At 56.7% G+C, this 24,855-nt stretch carries 25 protein-coding genes and 1 pseudogene; 18 read left to right on the forward strand and 8 right to left on the reverse strand.

Features of this window, described 5'->3' with window-relative positions; all coding sequences use genetic code 11:
* Both ABF979_RS11255 and epmA read right to left on the reverse strand, forming a co-directional pair.
* Positions 1 to 230: pseudogene (locus ABF979_RS11255) on the reverse strand (hypothetical protein); the annotation flags it as partial.
* A 107-nt stretch (positions 231 to 337) separates the two neighbouring features.
* Positions 338 to 1,333, reverse strand: coding sequence for an EF-P lysine aminoacylase EpmA (epmA, locus tag ABF979_RS11260; protein WP_415559842.1), 996 nt, complete (start codon positions 1,331 to 1,333; stop codon positions 338 to 340).
* A 52-nt stretch (positions 1,334 to 1,385) separates the two neighbouring features.
* Between epmA and ABF979_RS11265 the strand changes: the two genes are divergently transcribed.
* Complete coding sequence (locus ABF979_RS11265; protein WP_215769296.1) at positions 1,386 to 2,435, forward strand: lysine-2,3-aminomutase-like protein; 1,050 nt, start codon at positions 1,386 to 1,388, stop codon at positions 2,433 to 2,435.
* 159 nt (positions 2,436 to 2,594) lie between these two features.
* Here the strand turns inward: ABF979_RS11265 and ABF979_RS11270 are convergent, their stop codons facing one another.
* A complete protein-coding gene (locus ABF979_RS11270) occupies positions 2,595 to 2,909 on the reverse strand; it encodes a carboxymuconolactone decarboxylase family protein (RefSeq protein WP_415559859.1) in 315 nt (104 codons plus the stop codon).
* A gap of 216 nt (positions 2,910 to 3,125) precedes the next feature.
* Between ABF979_RS11270 and efp the strand changes: the two genes are divergently transcribed.
* From efp to ABF979_RS11305, 7 genes are all read left to right on the forward strand, one after another.
* Positions 3,126 to 3,692 carry an elongation factor P gene (gene efp, locus ABF979_RS11275; protein ID WP_046901304.1) on the forward strand — a complete coding sequence of 189 codons (567 nt, stop codon included), beginning with the start codon at positions 3,126 to 3,128 and terminating at the stop codon, positions 3,690 to 3,692.
* A 2-nt stretch (positions 3,693 to 3,694) separates the two neighbouring features.
* On the forward strand, positions 3,695 to 4,522 hold the full coding sequence (locus ABF979_RS11280) for an inositol monophosphatase family protein (RefSeq protein WP_064274968.1): 828 nt from the start codon (positions 3,695 to 3,697) through the stop codon (positions 4,520 to 4,522).
* A 60-nt stretch (positions 4,523 to 4,582) separates the two neighbouring features.
* Positions 4,583 to 5,320 (forward strand): OmpA family protein, encoded by a 738-nt coding sequence (locus ABF979_RS11285; RefSeq protein ID WP_415559844.1) that lies wholly within the window; start codon positions 4,583 to 4,585, stop codon positions 5,318 to 5,320.
* A 17-nt stretch (positions 5,321 to 5,337) separates the two neighbouring features.
* Complete coding sequence (locus ABF979_RS11290) at positions 5,338 to 6,486, forward strand: flagellar motor protein MotA (protein ID WP_415559845.1); 1,149 nt, start codon at positions 5,338 to 5,340, stop codon at positions 6,484 to 6,486.
* A gap of 2 nt (positions 6,487 to 6,488) precedes the next feature.
* Positions 6,489 to 7,490: a peptidoglycan -binding protein gene (locus ABF979_RS11295; RefSeq protein WP_211496601.1), complete on the forward strand. Its 1,002-nt coding sequence runs from the start codon at positions 6,489 to 6,491 to the stop codon at positions 7,488 to 7,490.
* A gap of 83 nt (positions 7,491 to 7,573) precedes the next feature.
* The gene (gene lepA / locus ABF979_RS11300) at positions 7,574 to 9,376 is read left to right on the forward strand and encodes a translation elongation factor 4 (RefSeq protein WP_086633035.1); all 1,803 of its coding nucleotides are present in this window, start codon (positions 7,574 to 7,576) and stop codon (positions 9,374 to 9,376) included.
* A 9-nt stretch (positions 9,377 to 9,385) separates the two neighbouring features.
* Entirely contained in the window at positions 9,386 to 10,780 is a 1,395-nt protein-coding gene (locus ABF979_RS11305) for a glycosyltransferase family 2 protein (protein ID WP_415559847.1), read from the forward strand.
* On the opposite strand, the gene ABF979_RS11310 is transcribed toward ABF979_RS11305, so the two are convergent.
* Complete coding sequence (locus ABF979_RS11310) at positions 10,770 to 11,321, reverse strand: biliverdin-producing heme oxygenase (protein ID WP_415559849.1); 552 nt, start codon at positions 11,319 to 11,321, stop codon at positions 10,770 to 10,772. The two genes, ABF979_RS11305 and ABF979_RS11310, sit on opposite strands and share 11 nt — an antisense overlap.
* 113 nt (positions 11,322 to 11,434) lie before the next feature.
* Between ABF979_RS11310 and ABF979_RS11315 the strand changes: the two genes are divergently transcribed.
* The 3 genes from ABF979_RS11315 to ABF979_RS11325 all read left to right on the forward strand — a co-directional run bounded on the left by ABF979_RS11315 (position 11,435) and on the right by ABF979_RS11325 (position 15,779).
* The gene (locus ABF979_RS11315; protein WP_415559860.1) at positions 11,435 to 13,537 is read left to right on the forward strand and encodes an AsmA family protein; all 2,103 of its coding nucleotides are present in this window, start codon (positions 11,435 to 11,437) and stop codon (positions 13,535 to 13,537) included.
* A gap of 83 nt (positions 13,538 to 13,620) precedes the next feature.
* Positions 13,621 to 14,952, forward strand: coding sequence for an NCS2 family permease (locus tag ABF979_RS11320; RefSeq protein WP_415559851.1), 1,332 nt, complete (start codon positions 13,621 to 13,623; stop codon positions 14,950 to 14,952).
* A 206-nt stretch (positions 14,953 to 15,158) separates the two neighbouring features.
* Positions 15,159 to 15,779 carry a hypothetical protein gene (locus ABF979_RS11325; protein ID WP_415559852.1) on the forward strand — a complete coding sequence of 207 codons (621 nt, stop codon included), beginning with the start codon at positions 15,159 to 15,161 and terminating at the stop codon, positions 15,777 to 15,779.
* 131 nt (positions 15,780 to 15,910) lie between these two features.
* Here the strand turns inward: ABF979_RS11325 and ABF979_RS11330 are convergent, their stop codons facing one another.
* Positions 15,911 to 16,390, reverse strand: a complete 480-nt coding sequence (locus ABF979_RS11330) for a hypothetical protein (RefSeq protein WP_415559853.1) — start codon at positions 16,388 to 16,390, stop codon at positions 15,911 to 15,913.
* An 11-nt stretch (positions 16,391 to 16,401) separates the two neighbouring features.
* Positions 16,402 to 16,746: a hypothetical protein gene (locus tag ABF979_RS11335; RefSeq protein WP_046902034.1), complete on the reverse strand. Its 345-nt coding sequence runs from the start codon at positions 16,744 to 16,746 to the stop codon at positions 16,402 to 16,404.
* 137 nt (positions 16,747 to 16,883) lie between these two features.
* Between ABF979_RS11335 and ABF979_RS11340 the strand changes: the two genes are divergently transcribed.
* The 5 genes from ABF979_RS11340 (at position 16,884) to ABF979_RS11360 (ending at position 21,142) form a co-directional block, all read left to right on the forward strand.
* A complete protein-coding gene (locus ABF979_RS11340; protein WP_215769311.1) occupies positions 16,884 to 17,138 on the forward strand; it encodes a sulfurtransferase TusA family protein in 255 nt (84 codons plus the stop codon).
* A gap of 98 nt (positions 17,139 to 17,236) precedes the next feature.
* On the forward strand, positions 17,237 to 17,488 hold the full coding sequence (locus ABF979_RS11345; RefSeq protein ID WP_046901294.1) for an exodeoxyribonuclease VII small subunit: 252 nt from the start codon (positions 17,237 to 17,239) through the stop codon (positions 17,486 to 17,488).
* Positions 17,485 to 18,387 carry a polyprenyl synthetase family protein gene (locus tag ABF979_RS11350; protein WP_202207636.1) on the forward strand — a complete coding sequence of 301 codons (903 nt, stop codon included), beginning with the start codon at positions 17,485 to 17,487 and terminating at the stop codon, positions 18,385 to 18,387. The genes ABF979_RS11345 and ABF979_RS11350 overlap by 4 nt, the downstream gene beginning before the upstream one ends.
* A gap of 4 nt (positions 18,388 to 18,391) precedes the next feature.
* Positions 18,392 to 20,374 carry a 1-deoxy-D-xylulose-5-phosphate synthase gene (dxs, locus tag ABF979_RS11355; RefSeq protein ID WP_046901292.1) on the forward strand — a complete coding sequence of 661 codons (1,983 nt, stop codon included), beginning with the start codon at positions 18,392 to 18,394 and terminating at the stop codon, positions 20,372 to 20,374.
* 3 nt (positions 20,375 to 20,377) lie between these two features.
* Positions 20,378 to 21,142 (forward strand): TlyA family RNA methyltransferase, encoded by a 765-nt coding sequence (locus ABF979_RS11360; protein ID WP_415559855.1) that lies wholly within the window; start codon positions 20,378 to 20,380, stop codon positions 21,140 to 21,142.
* Here ABF979_RS11360 and ABF979_RS11365 read toward each other — a convergent pair.
* A complete protein-coding gene (locus ABF979_RS11365; RefSeq protein ID WP_415559856.1) occupies positions 21,093 to 21,677 on the reverse strand; it encodes a TetR/AcrR family transcriptional regulator in 585 nt (194 codons plus the stop codon). The genes ABF979_RS11360 and ABF979_RS11365 overlap by 50 nt on opposite strands.
* Positions 21,674 to 22,141 (reverse strand): DUF1348 family protein, encoded by a 468-nt coding sequence (locus ABF979_RS11370; protein ID WP_415559857.1) that lies wholly within the window; start codon positions 22,139 to 22,141, stop codon positions 21,674 to 21,676. Before ABF979_RS11370 ends, ABF979_RS11365 begins: the two co-directional genes overlap by 4 nt.
* Positions 22,142 to 22,269: 128 nt before the next feature.
* Here ABF979_RS11370 and rlmN point away from each other — a divergent pair, with 128 nt between their 5' ends.
* Positions 22,270 to 23,481, forward strand: a complete 1,212-nt coding sequence (gene rlmN, locus ABF979_RS11375) for a 23S rRNA (adenine(2503)-C(2))-methyltransferase RlmN (protein ID WP_317215594.1) — start codon at positions 22,270 to 22,272, stop codon at positions 23,479 to 23,481.
* Positions 23,482 to 23,554: 73 nt separating this feature from the next.
* The gene (locus tag ABF979_RS11380) at positions 23,555 to 24,787 is read left to right on the forward strand and encodes an argininosuccinate synthase (protein ID WP_046901287.1); all 1,233 of its coding nucleotides are present in this window, start codon (positions 23,555 to 23,557) and stop codon (positions 24,785 to 24,787) included.
* Positions 24,788 to 24,855 lie beyond the last annotated feature (68 nt).

A 24,855-nucleotide genomic window follows, 5' to 3' on the forward strand; every position in this document is an offset into this window, starting at 1 on the left:
CCCCAACCCCAGCCGCCGCCACCGGAATACTGGGTCTGGTTATCGATATAGGCGAGGAACGAATGACCTTCTGCCTGGTAGTCCTTGGTCGGCACGCCAAACTGGCGAATGACGTCCACTTCAGACTTCCCGACCATCGAATCGAGAACCTTGCGCTGCTGCAGGGTAGGAACCTCACAGGCGGAAAGAGCCAGAAGAGCGACGACGGAAAGCAGCTTTGCCTTTTTCATTTTCTTTGTCCCCGGCTGTGTGACCAGCACAGATATGTTTCTTCGTGAGACGTTCTAGCCCGTTTGGAGATAGAAACGGATTAAAAGTCCTGCAAGTTTCAAAACGGCTATGCCAACCACAAAATGTCACGGATTGCAGGCGCACCCGTCGCGAGCATGACGAGACGATCAAACCCCAGCGCAATACCAGAGCATGATGGCATATCTGGCAATGCCGTCAAAAAAGCTTCATCAAGCGGCCAGTCCTGATCTGGCGAAATTTCGAGTCTTCGTTGCCGATCTGTAGCGAAACGTTCGCGCTGCTCCACAGGGTCAGTCAGCTCTTCGAAGGCATTCGCGAGCTCAATTCCGCCAATATACAACTCGAAACGCAAGGCCGCCCTCGCATCCGACGGATCTTTACGGGCAAGAGCCGCTTGCTCTGCGGGCCAGTGTGTCAGGAAAGTGGGCCTTTCACGACCAATCACCGGCTCAACACGCTCCAGAAGCAGGCGAAAAAAGAGATCTTCCCAGGTCTCACCATTTCTGAGCACCGCGCCAGCCTGTGTCGCTAGAGCTTCTGCATTCCCGGCTGTCGCCAGAAGATCTGCACCTACATATCGTGCAAAAGCATCCTGCATTGTCAGACGTTCAAACGGCACAGACAGGGGGATTAGTCTTCCATCCCTATAGATCTGCTCCGGGAGAAGAGCCCTGACGTAAGCCTCCGTCTCATCCATCAGGCTGGCAAGATCAGCTTCAGGCGCATACCATTCCAGCATCGTGAATTCCGGAACATGCGTGGAGCTACTTTCTCCATTGCGCCACACCCGGGCGAGCTGGAAGATCGGTAGCCCCGTGGCCGCTACAATTCGTTTCATCGCAAATTCGGGGCTGGTATGCAGGAACCGTGCTTCACGGCCTCCATCAGGCTGTTCCAGCTCTGTCCGGAAGCAGCGAAGATGCACTTCTTCCCCGGGGACTGGAACCGCGTAAGGCGTTTCCACATCCAGATAACCACGATCATCGAAAAATTTTCGCGTAGCCTGCACCATCGCAGCCCGGCGCCTGAGCAACGGCAGGCGTTCAGCAATCCGGTCATGATCGGATGAGGAATGGGTCATAAGGGAAGAGTTCCTGTTGCAACACACAGCCAGCCAGCGTTAGAGCCACCACATGCACGATATGGTCAAGACCACGAACAAGCGGCATGTGCTGCGCACACCATCTGATCTCATTCAGGCAGGTCTAGCTCCGGAAGCCGACAGAGCGACCCTTGATGCTGTCAGCGGCCACTTTGCGACAGCCATCCCACCTGCATTCCAAGCACTGATTGAAACCTCAGACGACCCTATCGGAAAGCAGGTCATCCCTGACATCCGGGAACTGACCACGCAGCCCTATGAAACCGTTGATCCGATTGGGGATGATGCACTGTCCCCCGTCAAAGGGATCGTACATCGTTACGAAGATCGTGCGCTTCTGAAGCCCCTGTTGATCTGCCCGCTTTACTGCCGTTTCTGCTTCCGTCGGGAGCATGTTGGTCCCGATGGTGGCCTTCTGACAGATAAAGAGCTTGAAAATGCGCTGGACTGGGTTCGGGGTCATCCCGCCATCCGCGAAATCATCCTGACGGGTGGTGACCCTTTGATGCTGGCGCCGCGCCGACTGAAACATATCGTTCAGGCCCTCTCGGCAATTCCGCATATTGAGACCATCCGTATTCATTCCCGTGTTCCCGTAGCAGACCCGGCCCGCATTACACCGGACCTGCTGGATGCCATGGAAACAGATCGCGCCATGTGGGTCGTTGCGCATATCAATCACGCACGGGAAATGACAGAAGACGCCCGCAAGGCAGTTCGCGCCATTCTTTCGCGCGCCATTCCGGTTCTGTCCCAGTCTGTTCTTTTAAGGGGGGTGAACGATACGGAAGCCTCTCTGGAGGCGCTTTTACGCGCACTCGTAACGGCACGCATCAAGCCCTATTACCTGCATCACCTCGACGCCGCGCCGGGAACCAGTCATTTTCAGGTTCCCGTTGAAGAAGGGCGTGCTTTGCTGGGCCGCCTTCGTGGACGCGTCACGGGTCTGGCGTGGCCGACATATGTTCTCGACATTCCCCATGGCAAAGGGAAAGTCCCACTGGGGCCGGATTACCTCTTGCCTGGAGAGAAGGGCAAAGTCCGTACACCTCAAGGAGAAATTGTGGATTTTGAAGGTTAGGACCTATCGCTCAGGACGTCGAAATCCTGGCCTGATTCAGCCTTCAACTCTAACCACCTAAACTGTGGACAAGCTTGCTCAACACGATAGAGCATTGCCCAATGACGAACTTTGGAGCTGCTTACCCAACGAACTGGGACGCAGCCCCGAGCACCAGCTTTACCCTTCCGTCTTCGGAAACAGATGCGTCGCATGCGTGACGGCGCCACCCGCACGGATAGCCGCTGCCACCAAGGCTATCTCTGACAGCTGAGCGTCTGTTGCCCCTGCCTCACGCGCAGCCTTGGCATGAAGTTCAATACAATATGGGCACTGCGTGGTCAGCGCGACAGCAACCGCAGCGAGCTGCTTGGTCAGGGCACTGACAGTTCCGTCTTCAAATGCAGCGCGATCAAACTGCCAGAACGCTTCCATCCCCTTGCTGGCGTTCGCTTCGAGATGAGAAATACGGGAAAGATTTTTCATGTCGTACATGAGAGCAAGCCCCTGAGTTATCCGTCCCCGCCTGCACGACAGGGCCATTGCGAGCATGAACCCCTCTCACTTTTCCTCCAAGAGCGACATCCTTCACACTTTCCTGAGTTATTCGGCCCACTCAGGCCGCCTTGCGCCTTGCCGAAATCCCCTTCACGGCGCTAGAAGCCCACAAGACGTGATAAGAAACCCACTATTGCAGGGTCAGGACAACACATGAAGCAACAAGCCAACCTTATCCGCGCCGGTCAGGTCATCGAGCACGATGGCCGTCGCTGGACGGTTCTCAAGCAGCAGATCATCACCCCGGGTAAGGGTGGCGCGTTTATTCAGGTTGAAATGCGTGACCTGAAGACGGGCAACAAGACCAACGAGCGCTGGCGCACCGCAGACACCGTTGAGCGCCTGATCACGGAAGACAAGGACTTCACCTATTCCTACATGGACGGTGAGAACATTGTTCTGATGGACCCGGAAACGTTCGAGCAGGTCATCCTGCCAACCGATATCCTGGGTGACCAGCTTCCGTTCCTGCAGGACAACATGGAACTGAGCGTCAAGCTTGTGGAAGGCGACGCCGTTGGCGTGACCCTGCCGCCGCATGTCACGCTCGAAATCACCGAAGCGGACCCGGTCGTGAAAGGCCAGACGGCCTCATCGTCCTACAAGCCAGCCATGCTCGCCAATGGCGTGAAGACCATGGTTCCTCCTTTCATTGAAGCTGGCGAGCGCATCGTTGTCCGTACGGATGATGCGTCCTACGTCGAGCGCGCCAAGGACTGATCATGCGTCTTTCCCCGCACATGGCCGTCATGCAGAACGCAGCGCAGAAGGCCGCACGCCGCCTGCTCCGCGATTTTGCAGAGGTCGAGCAGCTTCAGGTCAGCATCAAGGGTCCGGGAGACTTCGTGTCCCAGGCCGACCTGCGTGCAGAAACCATCATCCGCGAAGAACTCGCCCGCGCACGTCCAGGCTATGCCTTCCTCATGGAAGAATCAGGCCCCTCGGGCGGGGATAACTGGACGTGGCGCTGGATTGTCGACCCGCTGGACGGCACGACGAACTTCCTGCACGGCATTCCGCACTGGGCCATTTCCATTGGCCTTCAGCGTCGCCTGCCGGATGGTACGGTCGAACTGGTCTCCGGGCTGGTTTACAATCCTGCTGCCAACGAAATGTTCTGGGCTGAGAAAGGCATCGGCGCATTCCTGAACGAGCGCCGCCTGCGCGTTTCCGCACGACGGAACATGCAGGAAGCCGTGTTCGCCACAGGTATTCCGTTCGCAAAGGTCCCCAGCAGCAAGCGTCTGCCCTTCGCGCGCGTTCTGGGTGCTCTCATGCCGCAGGTTGCAGGTATCCGCCGCTTCGGCGCCGCTGCCCTTGATCTCGCATGGGTCGCAGCTGGCCGTTACGAAGGTTACTGGGAATTTGGCATCAAGCCATGGGACTGCGCAGCAGGCCTGCTGATCGTTCGGGAAGCTGGTGGCCACGCTACTGATCCGGACGGACAGGAGCTTCATGACCTCGACGACGACGTCAATGTTGTTGCCGGAAATGCCCAGCTTCATGGCACTCTGCGCGGTATCGTGCATGAGGCTTTGAACCGGGAGTAAGCAGAAGTCTCTCCTGCCCCATTGCGGGAGGATGGAACGCTCGGTTAGGATCGGTCCCCTATGTACAGGCCGATCCTAACCTCCCTCTCAGTGGCGGCCGTTTTGGCCTGCCTTCAGCCTTCTGGGGCGCATGCCCAGGTCACCAGCAATCTGGATGATCTCCCCAGTGGCAAACCGACTGCTGTTGCAAAACCCGCGGTCCCTTCCCAAACCACGCATCGTGCCGCAGCGACGCCTTCTCCGTCGCGGAGCACGGCTCCGCACAGCGCCTCTGCACCTACAGGTACAGGCAAAACGACGGTTCCTGCCGTTCCCGCTGCGCCGCCGCCACCTGTTGTGCTGCCGCCGCCTTTCATCCCCATTCAGACGCATGCGCCCGCTCCACCGGTTGATATCAAGGCCGTTGCTGATGCGAAGAGCAGCACGACAGCTCTGTCAGAGGGTGGACTGCGCGTGATTTTCGCGCCGTCGAGTTCAGATCTCACCGATGAGAGCCTCAAGGCCCTTACGGCCTATGGCGCCTCACTCAAGGATCAGCCTGAAAAACGCATCATCCTGACAGCCTATGCCACTGTGCCAGGTGATGACATTTCAATGCCAAGGCGCATTTCCCTTGCACGAGCACTGGCTGTACGCTCCATTTTCATCAATGCTGGCGTTGCAACCACGCGCCTGTATCCCCGCGCGATGGGACGTCCGGACAAGGGCGATACTAATCCGGCTGACCGCCTCGATATCGTCACTGAGCAAAATCCGCCGCCTTCCGATTCCGCAACCCCGGCAAACGGCACGCCATAAGCCAGGAAAGACCCGCCGTGACCCGTCCCACCACCTTCCTTCTGCGTATGGGCGTCTTTCTCGCCGCCGTTGCACTTCTCGCAGCGTCTATGGCCAAGACGCTCCTGAACGCCTTCAATGCCAACCCGAAGCTGGATGCCGTCATTCTGGGCGTTCTGATTTTGGGAATTATCTGGAACCTGCGCGTTGTCCAGCGGCTCATGCCGGAAGTTCGCTGGGTGGAAATGCTCCGCCAGCCCCGCGCAGGGCTTGCAGCTCCAAACCCGCCCAAACTGCTCGCCCCAATGGCGAGCATGCTGGCCGCACGCAGTCGCACGGACCGCCTGACCCTCTCGACCCAGACCACCCAGGCCATGCTGGACAGTCTCTCGTCCCGATTGGATGAGAGCCGCGAAATTTCGCGTTATATGACGCAGTTGCTGATTTTCCTGGGACTTCTCGGCACCTTCTACGGTCTGCTTCTGACCGTGAGTTCCATTGCCTCTGTGATCGGTGGAATGTCAGCGGGTAACGGCGATCTGGACGCCATGTTCAACCAGCTCAAGACAGGCCTTGCCGGTCCATTGGCGGGTATGTCGACCGCATTCTCGGGTTCCATGTTCGGCCTGGCAGGAGCGCTGGTTCTTGGCTTCCTGGATCTGACAGCCGGTCAGGCACAAAGCCGCTTCTTCAATGAGCTGGAAGAATGGCTTGCGGGCGTTACCCGCGTCAGCGGTGGCACAAGCATTGAGAGCGACGGGGCTCCCATCCCAGCCTATGTGCAGGCCCTTCTCGAGCAGACAGCAGAAAATCTCGAAACGCTTCAGAATGCCGTTTCCCGCAGTGAAGAAGCCCGCGTCCGTGAGGTCCAGCTGCTGGATAGCCTGCAGGAGCGTCTGCGCGGCATGACTGAACTCCTGAAAGCCAATCAGCAGATCATGACCCGCACGGCTGAGACGAATGCAGCCCTCGTTCCGCTCCTGCGTCAGATGGGTGAAGAGGATCAACCGGGCTCGCAAGGCACGCCGCTTCTTCGGATTGAGAGCCATCTTTCCCGTCTCGTTGAAGAACTGCACCAGGGTCGCGCCCAAACCGTCGGTGAAATTCGCAATGACCTGCGCGTTCTTGCGCGGACCATCGCTGCGGCCTCCGGCACCACAAACGGCACTTCCAGCAGGCAGGACTGACCATGGCCCGGCGCAGACGCGGACCCAACAACGCCCTGGATGCCTGGCCCGGCTATGTGGACGCTCTATCCACACTGCTGATGGTCGTCACGTTCGTTCTTCTGGTCTTTGTAGTGGGACAACAGTTTTTGTCCGTCGCCCTGATGCGACGCGAGCACACACTCGACGCTTTGCAGAAGCAGTTGGCTGAGCTGTCACACATGCTCTCCATGACGGAAGACAAGAACAAATCCCTGAATGCGACGGTCGCCAGCCTGGCCAATGACAAGCAGAAGAACGAAGACCAGCTCAAGGCTTTGGCTGGACAGATGGCCCTTCTGAATGGCCAGCTTCAGTCCAAAGATCAGGCCCTTGCCTCTGCTGACAGCGCAAGCCAGCAGCAGAACAGCAAAATCTCGGACCTACAGGCTCAGATCGAAGAGCTGACACGCCAGCTTCAGGCCATCAGTAATGCCCTCGATATCGAGAAAAAGAACGAGCAAGCCAAGGATACGCAGATTCAGGATCTTGGAAACAAGCTGAACGTCGCCTTGGCCGACAAAGTGAACCAGCTCAAACGATATCGCTCGGAATTTTTTGGCCGCCTGCGTGATATCCTGAAGAACCAGAAAGGCGTGAATGTCGTAGGAGACCGATTTGTCTTTCAGTCAGAAATTCTTTTCCCTCAAGGCAGCGCTGACCTGACCACTGAAGGCAAAAAAGAAATCACCACTCTGGCAAAGACGTTCAAACAGGTGTCTTCAACCATTCCCGCAGATATCCCATGGATTCTGCGCATTGACGGCCATGCAGACAGACAGCCAATTCACAGCGCTTTTCCGAGCAACTGGGAGCTGTCCTCTGAACGGGCCATCACTGTTGTAAAACTTCTGATTGCCGAGGGTGTGGACCCGCATCATTTGGCGGCAACAGGGTTTGCAGACTTCCAGCCGCTTGACGCAGCCAGTACGCCAGCGGCATACGCCCGCAACCGCAGGATCGAGTTCCGTCTGACGGATCGCTGATTCCCTTTGCCTGCCTTTTCACGAAGGCAGGCTTTTCCGCAGGTCTGCTGACATTCCTGCGATAATCCCGTATGTAACCTGCCATGACCGAAACCCCGCTCTCCCTCATTCGCAATTTCTCGATCATTGCGCATATCGACCACGGTAAATCGACGCTTGCAGACCGCCTGATTCAGGCCTGTGGCGCTCTCACGGCTCGTGAGATGAAAGCTCAGGTCCTCGATTCGATGGAGCTGGAGCAGGAGCGCGGCATTACCATCAAGGCACAGACGGTTCGCCTGACGTACCCGGCCAAAGATGGGAACATCTACACGCTGAACCTCATGGACACGCCGGGCCACGTTGACTTTGCATATGAAGTCAGTCGATCGCTTGCCGCCTGTGAGGGGTCACTGCTGGTTGTGGATGCGTCCCAGGGCGTGGAAGCCCAGACACTGGCAAACGTCTATCAGGCGATCGACGCGAACCACGAAATCGTGCCAGTCCTGAACAAGATCGACCTTCCGGCAGCCGAGCCGGAGCGTGTTCGCACGCAGATCGAAGAGGTCATTGGCATCCCGGCAGATGACGCTGTGGAAATCAGCGCCAAAACCGGCATTAACATTGAAGGCGTTCTCGAAGCACTTGTAACGCGTCTGCCTGCGCCGAAGGGTGACCGTTCAGCACCGCTTCAGGCTCTTCTGGTGGATAGCTGGTACGATGCCTACCTCGGCGTCATCATTCTGATCCGCGTCATGAATGGCACCGTCAAGCGCGGCGACCGCATTCGTATGATGCAGGCCGGATCGACCTATCACGTTGATCAGGTCGGTGTGTTCCTTCCCAAGATGACCAACGTGGATGAGCTTGGCCCAGGTGAGATGGGCTTCATTAATGCAGCCATCAAAACCGTTGCGGACGTCGCGGTCGGTGACACAATTACCCTTGATCGCAAGCCAGCTGAAAAGGCGCTTGCAGGCTTCAAACCTTCCATCCCTGTTGTGTGGTGCGGCCTCTTCCCGATCGACGCTGACGACTTCGAGAAGCTGCGTGACAGCCTCGGAAAGCTTCGTCTGAACGATGCGTCTTTCCACTTCGAAGCAGAAAGCTCTGCGGCTCTGGGCTTCGGCTTCCGCTGCGGCTTCCTCGGACTGCTTCATCTGGAGATCATCCAGGAACGCCTCTCCCGCGAATTCAATCTGGATCTGATCGCCACCGCCCCATCTGTCGTCTATCGCATGACGCTGACGAACGGCACGAAGGAAGAACTGCATAATCCTGCAGACATGCCCGATCCCGCCCAAATCGAAACCATTGAAGAGCCCTGGATCAAGGCTACGATCATGGTTCAGGATGAATATCTGGGTTCCGTGCTGACACTCTGTTCGGAACGTCGCGGTATTCAGGTCGATCTCACGTATGTCGGCAACCGTGCGATGGCCGTTTACCGTCTGCCGCTCAATGAAGTTGTGTTTGACTTCTATGATCGCCTGAAATCCCTGACCCGCGGATATGCGTCCTTCGACTATCAGGTTGATGGATACGAAGAGAGCGACCTGGTCCGCATTTCCATTCTGGTCAATCATGAGCCAGTGGATGCGCTGTCCTTCGTTGCTCACCGCACCGTAGCAGAGACACGTGGCCGTGCAATTTGTGGCAAGCTCAAGGATCTGATCCCCAAGCAGCTCTTCAAGATCGCCATTCAGGCCGCTATCGGCTCCAAGGTCATCGCCCGTGAAACCATTGGCGCGCTCTCCAAAGATGTGACGGCGAAATGCTATGGTGGTGACATCTCCCGTAAGCGCAAACTTCTGGACAAGCAGAAAGAGGGCAAGAAGCGGATGAGACAGTTTGGTAAGGTCGAAATTCCGCAGAGCGCCTTCCTCGCAGCCCTCAAAATGGACTGACCCAGCATTATGCCCAAAACAGCCGCTGTCCTGTTCGTCCATAACGAGGCCGACAACATCGGCTGGTGGCTTAGTCACCATGCCACGATTGGGTTCTCTACCCTGATCGTCTGCGACGACCACTCTACTGACGGCACCTGGACAATTCTTTCCAATGCCGCTTCGTTTTACGATATTCGCCTTCAGCGATCGGACAAAACCATTTCCGATCGTTTGGAGCGACAAACAGCTTTCCAGAAAGCTGTTTTCGAAAACGGTCGTCATGAATTCGACTGGATGATGATTCTTGCCGCAGACGAATATCTCCATCTGGAACACGCCTCGTCTCTGCATGACTTCCTCTCTGCCTCAGAAGAGCAGAGCATTTCGGTAAACTGGTGTCTGTTTGGATCGAATGGGCATGAAGTCCCTTCGCCTTTTGCCCCGAGCGAGGCCTTCACGCATCATGCTCTTCTGGGAACCGCTGATCACAGAGTAACGCGAACCCTCTTTCCAGTGACACGGTTCGAAGGTGCCTTGCCTGACCCCTTCGAACGCGTCAGTTCTCACGCGGACTGGTCTCAGGCTCGAATTCTCCATTACGCCGCAGGCGATCGTCACAGTTTTTTTCAGCTCAATCCGGGTGAAGCAGCAGCAGAAGCGTGGAAACACTTCAATCGTAATGATGCTGTGGAGACAGGCCCCCAACGCTGGCTTTCTGAAACGCGTCGAATTGCCGCCGCGCTTGTTCAGTCAGGCTTAACGGACCTGTACTGGCGCCTTCGGCAGACTGTGGTTCAGCATGATGAGGCGACGCTGGAAAAGCTGGGCCTTATGGCATCTGATCTCGTGGCGGGAGACGAGAGCACATTTTCTGATTTTCAGTTTTATGCTTTCGGTGAGACGCAGCCGTTCGTACTGGATCTTCACTCAGAAAAACTTATCGCTCTTCAGGCGACTGATCTCGACCCGACCCGGCATGTCCGCATGATACTGGCTGTCGAGGTCAGTGCAGCATCTCCATGTCCGGCTTTCTTATTCCCTGAACGCCCATGCCCAGCGCCATGTCTGAGTATCGCAGGGTCGCCGTCACTTCTGGCTGCCCTTCCCTTGCGCTTCAATCAGGCAGACCAGCGCATTACTTCTGCGATTACAGGACAAAGCGTCCATATTGCGACGCCCGACCCCACCCTGGTTTCCCAGGAGGCTACCTCCGAGCTTTACGCCCGCCTCACCGCATTGATGGTGCTCAGCCAAGGCGGCCACACGCTGGATGCGCTGCTTCGAGGCATTGAAAGACTCCCTGCCCCTGATGCAACTGCACTCGGATGTGCAATCGCCATGCTCCCTCCCGCAGAAGCTGCACAACTGGCCAACACTTTTCCAGGGCTTGTTCCGTTGAGCGTCCGGCCTGTCAGCCCGTAACGGCCGCTTTTCGAAACAGATCAAACGTTGACGTCACACCGTCCATAACTGCGGCGCGATAAGCGGCATCTCCATTGGAAAGCCGCTTACGTAGAATCTGAAGAAATGCGGGCCAGCCACCTTTCTCATGAGCTGCCGACAAATATTCCCTTGGTAGCCCGTCCCCCACCTGAGCTGACAGCATCTTGCCACCAAGCCGGGATCCTTCCAGCACATAAAGAGCGCCCAGAGCGCCTCCTGAGGCTTCAGGAGGCTGCCAATCAAGTGCCATGGGCAGAGCATGGCCAAGAGCCTTCAAATCCCGTTGTAAAAGGTCAGTGCGGCCCTGCCAGCTTGGCAACCCATCTTGGGTGGCAAGCCACTGCTCCACAACAGGCAACACCTTCGCATGCGCCTGCAGAAGCGCACCATAAGATTCCGGGTCTGACAGACTGAAGCGCGAGTATACCTGATCGACCTGTTCGTGCACAGCGCGACTGACCTGGCGCAAGGCTGTCAGAGGATCATGCTCTGCTCTGATATCGTTCAAGGTCTCACTCATTTTCCACGCTCTTCATGTCTTCAGGCGCAACTGGGTCGGCTGCAAATCGTATTCATACCAATGCAGTCATATTTCTTCTTCGGCCAGATGTTTCGTGATGTGGAGTTTCAATGATGAGTGATGCCTCGTCCCAAAAGGTTCGTCGCAAGCATCCTGTGTTGAGAATAACAGGAGGTCTTGTCGGTGCCCTAGCCATTGCCATCATTGTTCTGGTGCTCATCTGGCAGTGGGACTGGTTCGTCCCCCTCATCAATCGCAAGGCCTCGGCAGCACTTCATCGCCCAGTCAGCATCGCTCATCTTCACGTTTCACCTGGGCTGCGCACCAGTGTCACCGTCGATGATTTGAAAATTGCTCAACCCGAAGGCTTTGAAAAAGAAAAGGCTGACTTTGCGTCTGCCAAATCCCTGACGGTCAAAGTTGATGTCTGGCGTTATCTCACCGGCCGCGGTCTCTTCATCCCGGTAATCCGCATGGACACACCGAAAGGTGACATCATTTCCCTAATGGACGGCCGAAATAATTATACTTTCGGCGATACATCCAAAGACACCCAACCATCTTCCTCCTCAGGCACAACCACGTTACCTGACCTCGGCGAAATCGACATCCAGAATGCCGACATTCATCTGGCGCTCGCTCAGTTAAAAACAGACATGCATGTACTTGTTCACACGACGCCAGCTCAGGCCAATCAAAAAGGCAATGTCGTCGTTGATCTTAAAGGACGCTACGCTCAGGCGCCTATCAACGGCCATATTGTCGGGGGGGCTTTACTCTCTCTGACCAAACCTGCTGAACCCTATCCCATTGATGGCCGCATCGCCAATGGCCCAACTTATGTGACCCTTAAGGGCACGGTCGACGACCCTCTGCACTTCAAAGGAACAAAGCTCGCCCTTCATTTTGCCGGTCCGGACATGTCTTTGCTTTACGGCCTGACAGGCGTTCCTGTGCCGCATACTCCGGCCTACAGCATCACCGGCAACCTCGGATATTCCGAAAATGCCATTCGTTTCCAGAAATTCGAAGGCAGGATGGGATCGTCTGACATTGGTGGAGACATCAACGTCAATCCCCACCTAAAACCACCGTTCGTTGAGGCCGCCCTTCATTCACGCTCGGTCGATCTGGCCGATCTTGGTGGCTTCATCGGCGCGAAAACAGGCGAAGCAAAGAAGACCGCTCCTCCGAGCAAAAGTGTTTTGCCAGACCAGAAAATCAATGTTCCCAAGCTGAATGCTGTGAATGCACACGTGACCTATCACGGTGATCATATCCGCAACAAAGACCTGCCGCTGGACAACATTGATACCGAATTCGAGGTCAAGGATGGCGCTATCGACCTGAAGCACCTGACTTTTGCGACAGGCTCCGGGAAAATCAGCGCCGCTGCGACACTGGAACCGACAAAAAATGAACAGTTCCGGACCAAGTTCCGCCTTGATGTCTCTCGTCTTCCCCTCTCGCAGATCATGAAAGCAACAGACACCTTCAAAGGTGAAGGAACGATCGGCGGCCACGTCACGCTGACATCAACAGGCAACTCCGTCGCATCGCTGGTCGCGAACGGCGATGGCGGAACCACACTAGTGCTGGATCGAGGCGGAGACGTCACCGCCCTTCTCCCGGACCTGCTCGGACTGAAGCTCGGATCCGCAGTTTTGTCCGCCCTCGGCATTCCCGACAGGTCCAAGCTCGAATGCCTCGTCGCTGATATGCCCCTCGACAATGGCATTCTGAAAACCAAGTCTCTCCTTCTCCAGACTGAAACTACTCGCACAACCGGAACAGGAACCGTCAATTTCCGCAACGACACCCTTGATTATGCTGTCACCACCCGCTCAATTCATCCTCAGATTCTATCCCTTCCAGGTGCCGTTCACATTTTTGGTCCCTTGAGCGGCCCCAACATTCTACCTGGCGCAGAACTGGTAGGACGTGTTGCAGCCTCTGTAGGCCTCGGTGTTCTCTTTCCGCCTGCTGCGCTGATCCCCACCATTCAGCTCGGGGTCGGAGAAGGCTCAGCCTGTGAGCGTGCCGTGCGAGAAGCCAATACCAACCCGGCAGCGGGCATTGCGCCAGGAAGTACGACAGGCGGCGGGACGAGCAGCGTGCCACATCCTTCAAAATCGACATCTTCTGGCAAGCCTGCGAAGCGCCTGACACCCGCTCAGGTCAAGAAAGCATGGGCTCAAAAAACGAACCCGAAATGAAAAATCACTAAGGCCCCATGGCGGAATGAACTTTTTTCACTATAGCTGAGCAAAATTTTCATTCCCGCCGGAGTGCCTGATCGTTGCTGTCCACACTCGACCGCTGGTTTCATATTTCCGCCCGCGGCTCCACCGTTCCGCGTGAGATCATCGCTGGCCTGACGGTTTTCGGGGCTATGGCCTATATCGTTGCTGTCAATCCAGCCATTCTCTCTACGGCTGGCCTCGATCGCCACGATATGGTCATGACCACGATCGCAGGTGCGGTCGCTGGCACATTGCTGATGGCTCTTTGGGCGAAACTGCCCATTGCCCTAGCCCCAGCAATGAGCAGCAACGTTTTGTTCGCGCAGGTTGTCGTTCAGCAGGCCCATGTGAGCCCACGGACCGCCTTTACAGTCGTACTTTTCAGCGGCCTATGCTTCACAGCGCTTTCCCTCAGTCAGATACGCCAGCGTATTATCCGCGGGTTTCCGCCTTCAATTGTGCTAGGCATTCAAGTCGCGCTGGGTGCCTTCATCGCACGCATCGGCCTCACCACCAGTGGCATTGCTGTCCCGACCGCTCAAGGGCTGACGTTCGGTTCTCTGAGTGATCCGTCCGTTATTCTCAGCCTAGCTGGCGTGCTTCTCTGTGCCGTTCTCGTGGTTCTGAGAGTACCCGCCGGGCTTCTTCTGGCGATTCTGACACTGACTGTGGCAGGCCTGTTCATTCATACCGATAAGGGCGCAATCACGACCCTGCCCACGCATATGGTGGACTGGCCGCATTATCCCACCAATCTGTTTCTTCCTTTTGATTTTGCAGGTTTTTTCTCCCACCTCGGCCTTCTCGTTCCCATCACGCTCTACTTCCTCATCAGTGACTTCTTTGATGCGACAGCAACGATGATGAGTGTTGCCCATCGTGCAGGTCTGGATGGAACGCCCGAGAAACCGGCACTGGATCATCGTGCTTTTGCATCTGACGGCGCAGCCAGCATCATTGGGGCCAGCCTCGGGACGTGTACGGTTTCGGCCTATGTCGAAAGCCTTGCAGGTGTCGAAGCTGGAGGCCGAACCGGCCTGAGCGCACTGATCGTCGCCCTGCTTTTCGCAGCTTCCTCCATTTTCTGGCCACTGATTACCGCTATCCCGGCCATCGCGACGGCGCCCGTTCTCGTCTTGGTCGGCCTCAATATGCTTGGCAGCCTCCACCGCGTGGCATCCAACCCGTCCGATGCTATTCCGCCCCTCACGATGCTGCTCATCGCCGGGATCACCGGAAACTTCATGCTCAGCCTGTCCTGCGGCTTGCTGCTTTATACGGGATTGGCCCTCGCATTGCGGGACTTCAAACGCCTTACGCCAATTGTGCTCGGCCTCGATGCTGCGTTTCTTTTTTATATGGTTCTGCAAAGTCACATGGGCGGCTAACAAACTTTGACCGCTCAGTTTTAAGCCTTTCTTAAGGGGAGATAGAACACTATCTCCCCATGAACGCAGCCCCACACGTCTTCATTGCGACACCCTGCTTTGGTGGAACAGTCACCCAAGCATACATGCAGTCCATTATTAGCTGCATAAGTGAATCACCTTCTCACAATATTCGCCTGACGCTTTCGACACTAGGAAGCGACGCCTTGATTACACGGGCACGCAATACGCTTCTTCACCAATTCATAACCCAAACAGACGCTACACACTTGTTATTTGCAGACAGTGATATTGGTTTTTCGTTTGCAGATATCCAAGCACTTCTAAACGCAGACAAGCCGGTTATCGGCGGAGCCTACCCGCTCAAATCTCACTACTGGGACCATAATACCCAGCGGTTCATGGGCAAAGGCGAACCCCCGGAGAGCGCCAGCCTACGCTATGTTGGCGACTGCTCTGCGCTGTATGACACTTCACCGCCAGCCGAAATTGCTTCCGTTTCTTACATCGGAACTGGCTTCATGCTGCTGACACGCGCCACAATCAGCCAGATGATGAGCGCCTATCCCGAGACCGAATACGAGCGCATTGATGCTCAACAAAGTGGCCATCCCACCGATCATTCGATCCCACAGAATCCTTTTGCCTTGTTCGACTGCATGATTGACCCGGAGACGAGGACATATCTCTCCGAAGACTTCGCCTTCTGCCGTCGATGGCTAAAAATCGGCGGAAGCGTCTGGCTTCATCGGGGACTGCGCCTGTCCCACACGGGTCCTGCAACGTTCCAGGGCAATCCCCAAAACAGACTTTTCGCCCTTCGTTAAATACCCATAAAAATCAGATTAAATAATTGGCATATTCAGCTACGCCACTATTCGGTCATAATATACCGATCTAAGGTAAACCTGCGATGTCGGGAGCGTGATGCATACAGGTCCCCGGCATCGCTCTCGCTTTAAGCCTGAACAGCTCTTCTGAAATAATCGACATTGGCCATAGGGTCTGCCGCGCCGAGCGGGGTGTTGTAATGCACCTTGTGATACCGGCTTAAGGCAAACGGATCCTGTGCAGCAGGCAGGGCTTCCCGAACACGGTAAAACCGGATTCGCGCCATCGCACAGGCATATCGTAAATTACTGACCATCTGCGCACTGCGTGGCAGATCATGAGCCAGCATGTTTTCCAGAATGACAGCATATGGCTGCCCAACCGGGAAACGTAGAAAGTTAGCCCAACAATCGTCGTGGGTTGCAGGTTCCATTTGCCACAGCCCCAGCGCTGGCCCTCCCCCAATCTGCTTTACGTAGGCTCCTCTGCTCTCAGCCAGTGCCGTGCCCGTCAGGAGATTAACAGCCGCTCTCCCGCCAAGCCCCAGCGCGGCAAGAGTTGGCTCCACCACCAGATGCTTGAGTTGTCCGACATCAAGACCTTCCATGACTCGTCCCCTCAATGCGTGCTGAGAGACAGAGCGAAATGCACCATCCCAGTTCCGAGGATGGATGTTGCCAGCGTCACTATCGCCGTCAGAACAGCCCGACCACCGATCAGACGGTCCAGCTTTCCATTCACAATCCTGTTACCATTATCGACTTTGGTCTCCAGGGATTTCATCTGATCCCGCAGAGAACTGATTTCCTGCCGCATCTCCGTACGCAGTTGTTCGTACCGATCTGACAACCCCCCAGCGACTGTTTCCAGTCGAAGAACACGGTCTTCCAGGATACGGATCGTATAAGCTCGATGCTCATTTCCCTCGGAAGACGGCGACCTTTCAGAGATCTGTTTTTCCATGTGTTCCTCAAAAACAAAAAAAGCGCCCCGAAGGACGCTTTATGGCATTAAGCCACAGTTATAGAAAAACCACGCTATTTCGGCAATGGAAAATCCGTTACTTGGCCCACGGCACGGCGCAGGGCATAACAGACGTCATGACGATACCTCCGATGGAGACCCTGCTGGACCTGCGCGGTCTTGCCTGCCCCATGCCCGTTCTCAAGGCGAACCGCGCCCTGCGTGACATGGCGCCCGGAACACGCCTTCGTATTCTGGCGACGGATCGCGCTTCAGTGGCGGATTTCCAGTCTTATTGCCGCGAAACAGGCCATGCGATGGTGGCCTTCACAGAGAGCGCTGGCGTTCTTTCATTTGTCATCCGCAGGCGTGCAGAAACGCAACCCTCCTGAGGAAACTCCCCCGTTCCCAAGCACAGGGCTGGCAAAACCTGTCATCTGGCTGTAATCCCTCGCTACCTTGTTTCCCAAAGCGTGTCTTGAGGCTTTCCATGCCCGAACCCATTGATGCCATGTCTTTCGAAGATGCCCTCTCCGAGCTGGAGCGGATCGTCCGTGGCCTTGAAGGCGGACAGATGAAGCTTGAAGACGCCATTTCTGCCTATGAACGCGGTGCAGCCCTACGCAAGCACTGCGATGCAAAGCTGGGAGAGGCCGAGATGCGTGTGCGCGCCATTGTCCAGAACGATGACGGCAGCACAGGCACGGAGCCTCTTGCCGATACCGGAGAGACCGGCCGATGAGTGCCACCACGTCCACCTCCCTCAAGGAGGCTCTCGCCCACGCCTGCACGGACATCGAAGCGACAATCGACGCCCTGCTCCCGATGGTGCCGGGTGACGAATCCATTCTTCTTGAAGCCATGCGCTACGCTGCCCTCGGTGGCGGAAAGCGTCTTCGTGGCTTTCTGGCCGTAGAAGTTGCGTCTCTATTTGGTGCAGACCGCAGGGCTGCGCTGCGCGTTGCGGCGTCAGTCGAACTGCTTCACGCATATTCTCTTGTGCATGATGATCTCCCGTCCATGGATGACGATGATCTCCGCCGTGGACGTCCTTCCACGCACCGTCAGTTTGACGAAGCCATTGCCATCCTTGCCGGCGACGCTCTTCAGACGCGTGCTTTCGAGATCCTTCTTGAGGATGAAACGTCTTCCGACGCCACCATCCGCTCCAACCTCGCACTTGCCCTGGCTCGTGCCTCAGGCGCAGCGGGAATGGTTGGTGGCCAGGTCATCGATATCCGGGGTGAAGGCCGTGCCCTCCCTCTGGATGAAGTCCGCCGTCTTCACGCCCTGAAAACAGGTGCCCTGATCCGCTATGCAGCCGAATCAGGAGCAATTCTGGCGGGTGTGACCGATGATCGACGGGACGCCATTGTCTCGTACGGCCAGAATCTTGGAACAGCCTTTCAGGTTGCGGACGACGTTCTGGACACGACCGCAAGCGCCGAGGAACTCGGCAAAACTGCTGGCAAGGATGAAGCCAGCGGCAAATCAACCTATGTCTCCCTGCTTGGCATTGACGGAGCTCGCGCCGAGGCCCGCCGCCTGAGCGATCAGGCCCGGGAGGCCCTTTCATCTTTCGGCGCACAGGCCGCAGCCCTCAGGGCCCTTGCAGACTACGTCGTCGAGCGCAGGAACTGATTTCATGAGCAACCCGTCTTCCACGATTCCCACATACGGTCGCTATCCGGTTCTGGACCGCGTGACCCTGCCGTCAGATATGCGGAATCTTTCCGTCGATCAGCTCAAGCAGCTTGCCGACGAACTGCGCTCCGAAACGGTTGACGCCGTTTCCACAACCGGCGGCCACCTTGGCGCCTCTCTTGGCGTCGTCGAACTGACCGTTGCGCTACACGCCGTATTCAACACTCCAGATGACCGTATCATCTGGGATGTTGGCCATCAGGCTTACCCGCATAAGATCCTGACAGGACGTCGCGATCGTATTCGCACCCTACGTCAGCCGGAAGGCCTGTCCGGCTTCACCCGTCGCGCGGAAAGCGAATACGACCCGTTCGGTGCCGCTCATTCGTCCACGTCCATTTCTGCCGGTCTTGGTATGGCTGTGGCCCATCACCTACGCGCGGAAGAAGATCCGAGCTACCATGAGCGCAACGTGATTGCGGTCATTGGTGATGGCTCTATCTCCGCTGGCATGGCCTACGAAGCCATGAACAACGCCGCTGTTGCAGGTCCGGGCGCGAACCGTCTGATCGTGGTGCTGAACGACAATGAAATGTCGATCGCACCACCGGTGGGTTCGATGTCGAACTACCTCTCCCGCCTGATGTCTTCGCGCCAGTTCTTTGGTCTGCGTGACTTGGCTGGCAAGGTTGCCAAGCGCCTGCCCGGTAAGATCGAGCGGACGGCCAAGCGCGCTGAAGAATATGCCCGTGGCATGATCACAGGCGGCACGCTGTTTGAAGAGCTCGGTTTCTACTATGTCGGCCCCGTTGACGGCCATGACATGAACCAGCTTGTCCCCATCCTGCGCAACCTGCGCGATGCGGACGATCAAGGCCCGATCCTGCTCCACATCATCACGGAAAAAGGCCGCGGTTATAAGCCTGCCGAGGCTGCTGGCGACAAATATCACGCTGTCAGCAAATTCAATGTCGTGACAGGCGAGCAGAAGAAGGCTCCGGCTGGACCGCCGAGCTACACGTCGATTTTCAGCCGCGAACTCCTGCGTCGCGCAAAGACAGACGACAAGCTCGTTACCATCACGGCAGCCATGCCTTCCGGCACCGGTCTTACAGCTTTCGCCAAGGCCTATCCGGACCGCTTCTTTGACGTGGGTATTGCCGAACAGCACGCCGTCACTTTTGCTGCAGGTATTGCGTCCGAAGGTCTGCGTCCATTCTGCGCCATTTACTCCACGTTCCTTCAGCGCGCCTATGATCAGGTCGTGCACGACGTGGCGCTTCAGAACCTTCCTGTCCGCTTCGCCATCGACCGCGCTGGTCTGGTCGGTGCTGATGGCGCGACGCATGCCGGGTCTTTCGACCTGAACTATCTGTGCTGTCTGCCAAACATGGTCGTGATGGCACCGTCGGACGAAATCGAGCTGCTGCATGCTACGGCAACGGCTTGCGAATATGACGCTGGCCCGATTGCTTTCCGTTACCCCCGTGGCAGTGGCATCGGCCTAGACCTTCCGGAAAAAGGCGAAGTGCAGGAAATCGGCAAGGGCCGCATCGTTCGCGAAGCGCGTCAGGCACCTGGCGCCCGCGCAGGTGTTGCCATTCTGTCGCTCGGTACACGTCTGCACGAATCTCTGCGCGCAGCGGACCAACTGGCTGCTCAGGGCGTTCCGGTCACGGTAGCAGATGCCCGCTTCGCCAAGCCGATCGACACGAAGCTTGTTGATGATCTGGTCAGCCAGCATGAAGTTCTCATCACCCTTGAAGAAGGTGCGATTGGCGGCTTCAGCAGCCTGGTTGTGCAGCACCTTGCAGAAACCGGTCTGCTGGATACGGTGAAATTCCGTCCACTGGCTCTCCCGGATAGGTACATCGATCATAATGCCCCTGACGTTCAGTATGACGAAGCTGGCCTGACAGCTCCGCATATCGTTCGCACGGCAGCAGCCGCACTGGGCGTCGAAGTCGTCCAGCAGTCTGCCTGAGACATGGCTAAACGCCGCGCAGACCAGCTCCTCGTTGATCGGGGACTGGTTGACAGCCGAACTCGTGCCCAGTCCCTCATTATGGCAGGTCTTGCCTATACGGGGGATCGGCGTATCGCCAAGGCTGGAGACCAGCTTCCAGAGGATGCCCCCCTGTCCCTCAAAGGGCAGGATCATCCCTGGGTGTCTCGCGGCGGCCTAAAACTCATTCACGGCATTGAGCATTTCGGGCTAGACCCCAAAGACCGTATTGCCATTGATGTCGGTACCTCAACGGGCGGATTTACGGATGTCCTTCTCACGCACGGCGCGACGAAAGTTTATGCCGTTGATGTCGGGCACGGTCAGCTTGCGTGGAAAATCCGCTCTGATGAACGCGTCGTCGTCATGGAAAAGACGAACGCGCGCGCCCTTACAGCAGAACAGATTCCTGAACGCGCAGGCATCGTCGTTTGCGACGCCAGCTTTATCAGCCTCAAAACCGTGCTGGCCGCCGCGCTTAAACTAACAACCCCGGATGCCTGGGCAATCGCTCTGATCAAGCCGCAATTTGAAGCCGGGCGAAACGAAGTTGGCGCAAAGGGCGTGGTACGGGACCCCGCCGTTCATGAGCGCGTCTGTGCCGAAATCCATAACTGGCTTTCGGCCATTCCAGGATGGGATGTTCTGGGCGTTGAAGCCAGCCCCATTACTGGCCCCGAAGGCAATCGGGAGTTTCTCATTGCCGCTCGTCGTAATGGCCCGCTGGAAGATCCAGACGCAGCTTGAACGACTCAAGGCGACGTTTGAAAACACCTGCGTCGCCTCGAGCATGCGCCAACACTAATGCTCCCTGAATGCCACTAACGATTTCCTCAGACAGATCAACAGCGTCGCTTGTCGAACGCCCCAGCCGCTGGAGCGCCTGAGACAGACTTTCCTGCCAGCGCAGAAAATAGTTTCTAATCTGCATAGCAAACGATGTGTCTACGCTCAGGGCCAGCAACCCCATCAGACAGATTCTCTGGCCTGACCTAAAGTACTGCTCAGTACCTTCGAACATCGCTGTTAGGCCGACCTTGGGGTCTTCTTCCGTTTCCAAAGGGCTAAAAATTTCAGCATCGAACCACTGCTGGATATGCTCCAGGACTTCAGCAGCCATCTGCTTCTTCCCTTCCGGAAAGAAATTGTAGAGGCTGCCTTTTCCCAGCCCAGTCGCAGCTGTGAAGCGACTGAGAGACGCCCCTTCGTACCCATACTGACGAAATACCTCAGCGATATTTTGCAAGATAGCAGTACGGCTACGGCCGCCTGATCCCGTCATAGCCCCAAATCACTCAATCCAGGATGTCCCTCAGGTCGAACCTTGCCTTCCCAGTGGAACAGGCGTTGAGCGTCCTTGATTGGCACATCATTGATGCTGGCATGCCGCTCTGCCATGAGGCCTGCCTCGTCAAAACCCCAGTTTTCATTCCCGTGCGATCGCCACCACTGGCCCTGCCCATCTCGCCACTCATAAACAAAGCGGACGGCGATCCGGTTCTCGTGAAATGCCCAAAGCTCCTTAATCAGCCGATACTCACGCTCTCTCTCCCATTTTCTCGTCAGGAATTCCTTAATTTCAGACCGCCCGTGAACAAACTGATCCCGGTTGCGCCAACGACTGTCGGCCGTATAGGCCAGCGCAACTGTCTCCGGATCTTGACGGTTCCAGGCATCTTCAGCCGCTCGAACTTTCTGAAGAGCGGTGTCCCGCGTGAATGGGGGCACAGGTGGACGCGTCTGCATGTCGTACCTTTCAGAACCAAAGAAGAAACCATATTTTGTACCGAACGGTACAAAGAGTCTAATCTTTCTTGCACCACCTCACTTTCCCTTGGAAATCTGCGCCCTCCCCGTGCTATGGCTCCGCCGCCATGACCGCTTTGAAACATCCCGACACCCTCCCCCGTATCAATTCCATCGCTTCAGATGATCTGAATGAGGCGGAGCGCGAACGCATTCGCGCAAAGTCCGCCCTGTTCGCCCCACCTGAGGCACGACTGGAAGACGGACGGCGTGATCTGGTCGGAATGTCACGCGAAGAGCTGGCAACCCTGATGACGGAAATCGGCGAAAAGCCTTTCCGCGCAAAACAGATCTGGCACTGGATCTACCATCAGGGTGCCACCGACTTCTCGAAGATGAGCACAATCGCCAAACCCCTTCAGGCGAAACTTGCAGACCACTTCATCGTCGGCCGCCCGACGACAACGACGGAACAGACGTCGGTGGATGCAACGCGGAAATTTCTTTTCCGCTTCCGAGACGGTCAGGAAGCTGAAACAGTTTATATTCCTGATCGTAAGGAAGATCGCGGTGCTGTCTGCATCTCTTCACAGGTCGGATGTACGCTCTCCTGCACGTTCTGCCACACAGGGACGCAGAAGCTCGTTCGCAACCTCGGCCCAGCAGAAATTGTCGGCCAGTTCATGGCTGCACGAGACAGCTACAAAGAGTGGCCAAGCCCAAGCGCGGACATGCCACGCTTTCTCTCCACCATCGTTCTGATGGGAATGGGCGAACCGCTCTACAATTACGATAACGTCGCCAAAGCCATGCGCATCGTCATGGATGGAGAAGGGATTGCCCTCTCCAGGCGCCGCATCACGCTGTCCACGTCAGGCGTCGTGCCGATGATGGATCGCTGCGGTGAAGAACTGGGGGTAGGCCTCGCCATTTCCCTGCATGCGGTCACAAACGAACTGCGCGATCAGATCGTTCCTCTGAACCGCAAGTACCCGATCGAGGAACTGATGGCCGCCTGCAAGCGTTATCCTGCAGCGTCCAATTCCCGCCGCATCACCTTCGAATACATCATGCTACGCGGCGTGAATGACAGCGAAGCCGATGCACGGGAGCTAGTCCGCCTAATCAAAGACCTGCCGGCGAAAGTGAACCTTATTCCTTTCAATCCTTGGCCGGGATCAGAGTTCCGCCCCTCCACAAAAGAGCAGCTCGCAAAGTTCGCAAAGATCGTGATGGATGCAGGATTTGCCGCCCCGATCCGTACACCACGGGGCCAGGACATTCTTGCAGCCTGCGGACAGCTCAAAACCGAAAGCGAACGTCAGCGCAAAACCGTCTGACGCCCGGTTTCCCTCACGGACGCGGGATGCTAGAAACGCCTTCCGAACGAACACCATTAAGGACCACGCAGTTATGAGCGCCCATCAGGACGTCAAGAAAGTCGTTCTCGCCTATTCCGGCGGGCTGGACACTTCGGTCATCCTTCGATGGCTCCAGAAGACCTATAACTGCGAGGTCGTGACCTTTACGGCTGACCTTGGTCAGGGCGAAGAGCTGGAGCCGGCCCGCAAGAAGGCCGAGATGTTCGGCGTGAAGGAAATCTTCGTCGAGGATCTGCGCGAGACCTTCGTGAAGGACTATGTCTTCCCGATGTTCCGCGCGAACACGGTTTATGAAGGCCAGTACCTCCTCGGGACGTCCATCGCCCGTCCGCTGATCGCCAAGCGTCAGATCGAGATCGCCGAAGCTGTTGGCGCTGATGCCGTGGCTCATGGCGCAACCGGCAAGGGCAACGATCAGGTCCGTTTCGAACTTGGCTACTATGCTCTGAAGCCGGACGTGAAAGTCATTTCCCCATGGCGCGAATGGGAACTGACATCCCGCACCAAGCTGCTGGAATTCGCTGAAGAAAACCAGATCCCCGTCACGAAAGACAAGCGCGGCGAAGCCCCCTTCTCCGTTGACGCCAACCTTCTGCATTCCTCGTCCGAAGGCAAGCTGCTCGAAGATCCGGCCGTCGCGCCTGACGAAATCGTTTTCCAGCGCACCATCTCCCCGGAAGCCGCGCCGGACAAGGCTACGGAAATCAGCATTGACTTCGTGAATGGTGACCCGGTTGCCATCAACGGCGTTGCGATGACCCCGGCAACACTGCTGACGCGCCTGAACGAACTGGGCCGCGACAACGGCATCGGCCGTCTGGACATCGTGGAGAACCGCTTTGTGGGCATGAAGTCCCGCGGCATCTATGAAACGCCAGGTGGCACGATCCTGCTGGCCGCTCATCGTTCCATCGAGAGCATCACGCTGGATCGTGAAGCTGCCCATCTCAAGGACAGCATCATGCCGCGCTATGCGGAGCTGATCTATAACGGTTTCTGGTTCTCCCCAGAGCGCCGGATGCTTCAGGCTCTGATTGATGCCAGCCAGCATTCCGTCAACGGCCGCGTCCGCATGAAACTCTATAAGGGCAATGTCGTTTGCGTCGGACGCGAAAGCCCGAACAGCCTGTATGATACCCGCGTCGTAACATTTGAAGATGACGAGGGCGCGTATAACCAGCAGGACGCACAGGGCTTTATCAAGCTCAACGCCCTGCGCCTGCGCCTGGGTGGTCAGATTGGCCGCCGCGGCGGCGCACTCTAAGTACAAACCAGTAGCGGGGGACCATGACCAGCCTGTTTCGCCTTACATCAGCCTTGACCCTTTGCGGC

Origin of the sequence: Gluconobacter sp. (assembly GCF_047723935.1) — a bacterium.
Lineage (GTDB): Bacteria > Pseudomonadota > Alphaproteobacteria > Acetobacterales > Acetobacteraceae > Gluconobacter.

What these genes read in the sequence shown, in the direction of transcription:
- rlmN (WP_317215594.1), top strand. Translation starts at nt 22,270, where the DNA reads ATGACCGCTTTGAAACATCCCGACACCCTCCCCCGTATCAATTCCATC.
- lepA (WP_086633035.1), top strand. Translation starts at nt 7,574, where the DNA reads ATGACCGAAACCCCGCTCTCCCTCATTCGCAATTTCTCGATCATTGCG.
- ABF979_RS11370 (WP_415559857.1), bottom strand. Translation starts at nt 22,141, where the DNA reads ATGCAGACGCGTCCACCTGTGCCCCCATTCACGCGGGACACCGCTCTT.
- efp (WP_046901304.1), top strand. Translation starts at nt 3,126, where the DNA reads ATGAAGCAACAAGCCAACCTTATCCGCGCCGGTCAGGTCATCGAGCAC.
- ABF979_RS11345 (WP_046901294.1), top strand. Translation starts at nt 17,237, where the DNA reads ATGCCCGAACCCATTGATGCCATGTCTTTCGAAGATGCCCTCTCCGAG.
- ABF979_RS11360 (WP_415559855.1), top strand. Translation starts at nt 20,378, where the DNA reads ATGGCTAAACGCCGCGCAGACCAGCTCCTCGTTGATCGGGGACTGGTT.
- ABF979_RS11365 (WP_415559856.1), bottom strand. Translation starts at nt 21,677, where the DNA reads ATGACGGGATCAGGCGGCCGTAGCCGTACTGCTATCTTGCAAAATATC.
- ABF979_RS11330 (WP_415559853.1), bottom strand. Translation starts at nt 16,390, where the DNA reads ATGGAAGGTCTTGATGTCGGACAACTCAAGCATCTGGTGGTGGAGCCA.
- ABF979_RS11310 (WP_415559849.1), bottom strand. Translation starts at nt 11,321, where the DNA reads ATGAGTGAGACCTTGAACGATATCAGAGCAGAGCATGATCCTCTGACA.
- ABF979_RS11340 (WP_215769311.1), top strand. Translation starts at nt 16,884, where the DNA reads ATGACGATACCTCCGATGGAGACCCTGCTGGACCTGCGCGGTCTTGCC.
- ABF979_RS11285 (WP_415559844.1), top strand. Translation starts at nt 4,583, where the DNA reads ATGTACAGGCCGATCCTAACCTCCCTCTCAGTGGCGGCCGTTTTGGCC.
- ABF979_RS11305 (WP_415559847.1), top strand. Translation starts at nt 9,386, where the DNA reads ATGCCCAAAACAGCCGCTGTCCTGTTCGTCCATAACGAGGCCGACAAC.
- ABF979_RS11350 (WP_202207636.1), top strand. Translation starts at nt 17,485, where the DNA reads ATGAGTGCCACCACGTCCACCTCCCTCAAGGAGGCTCTCGCCCACGCC.
- ABF979_RS11280 (WP_064274968.1), top strand. Translation starts at nt 3,695, where the DNA reads ATGCGTCTTTCCCCGCACATGGCCGTCATGCAGAACGCAGCGCAGAAG.
- ABF979_RS11265 (WP_215769296.1), top strand. Translation starts at nt 1,386, where the DNA reads ATGCACGATATGGTCAAGACCACGAACAAGCGGCATGTGCTGCGCACA.
- dxs (WP_046901292.1), top strand. Translation starts at nt 18,392, where the DNA reads ATGAGCAACCCGTCTTCCACGATTCCCACATACGGTCGCTATCCGGTT.
- ABF979_RS11295 (WP_211496601.1), top strand. Translation starts at nt 6,489, where the DNA reads ATGGCCCGGCGCAGACGCGGACCCAACAACGCCCTGGATGCCTGGCCC.
- ABF979_RS11315 (WP_415559860.1), top strand. Translation starts at nt 11,435, where the DNA reads ATGAGTGATGCCTCGTCCCAAAAGGTTCGTCGCAAGCATCCTGTGTTG.
- ABF979_RS11380 (WP_046901287.1), top strand. Translation starts at nt 23,555, where the DNA reads ATGAGCGCCCATCAGGACGTCAAGAAAGTCGTTCTCGCCTATTCCGGC.
- epmA (WP_415559842.1), bottom strand. Translation starts at nt 1,333, where the DNA reads ATGACCCATTCCTCATCCGATCATGACCGGATTGCTGAACGCCTGCCG.
- ABF979_RS11335 (WP_046902034.1), bottom strand. Translation starts at nt 16,746, where the DNA reads ATGGAAAAACAGATCTCTGAAAGGTCGCCGTCTTCCGAGGGAAATGAG.
- ABF979_RS11270 (WP_415559859.1), bottom strand. Translation starts at nt 2,909, where the DNA reads ATGTACGACATGAAAAATCTTTCCCGTATTTCTCATCTCGAAGCGAAC.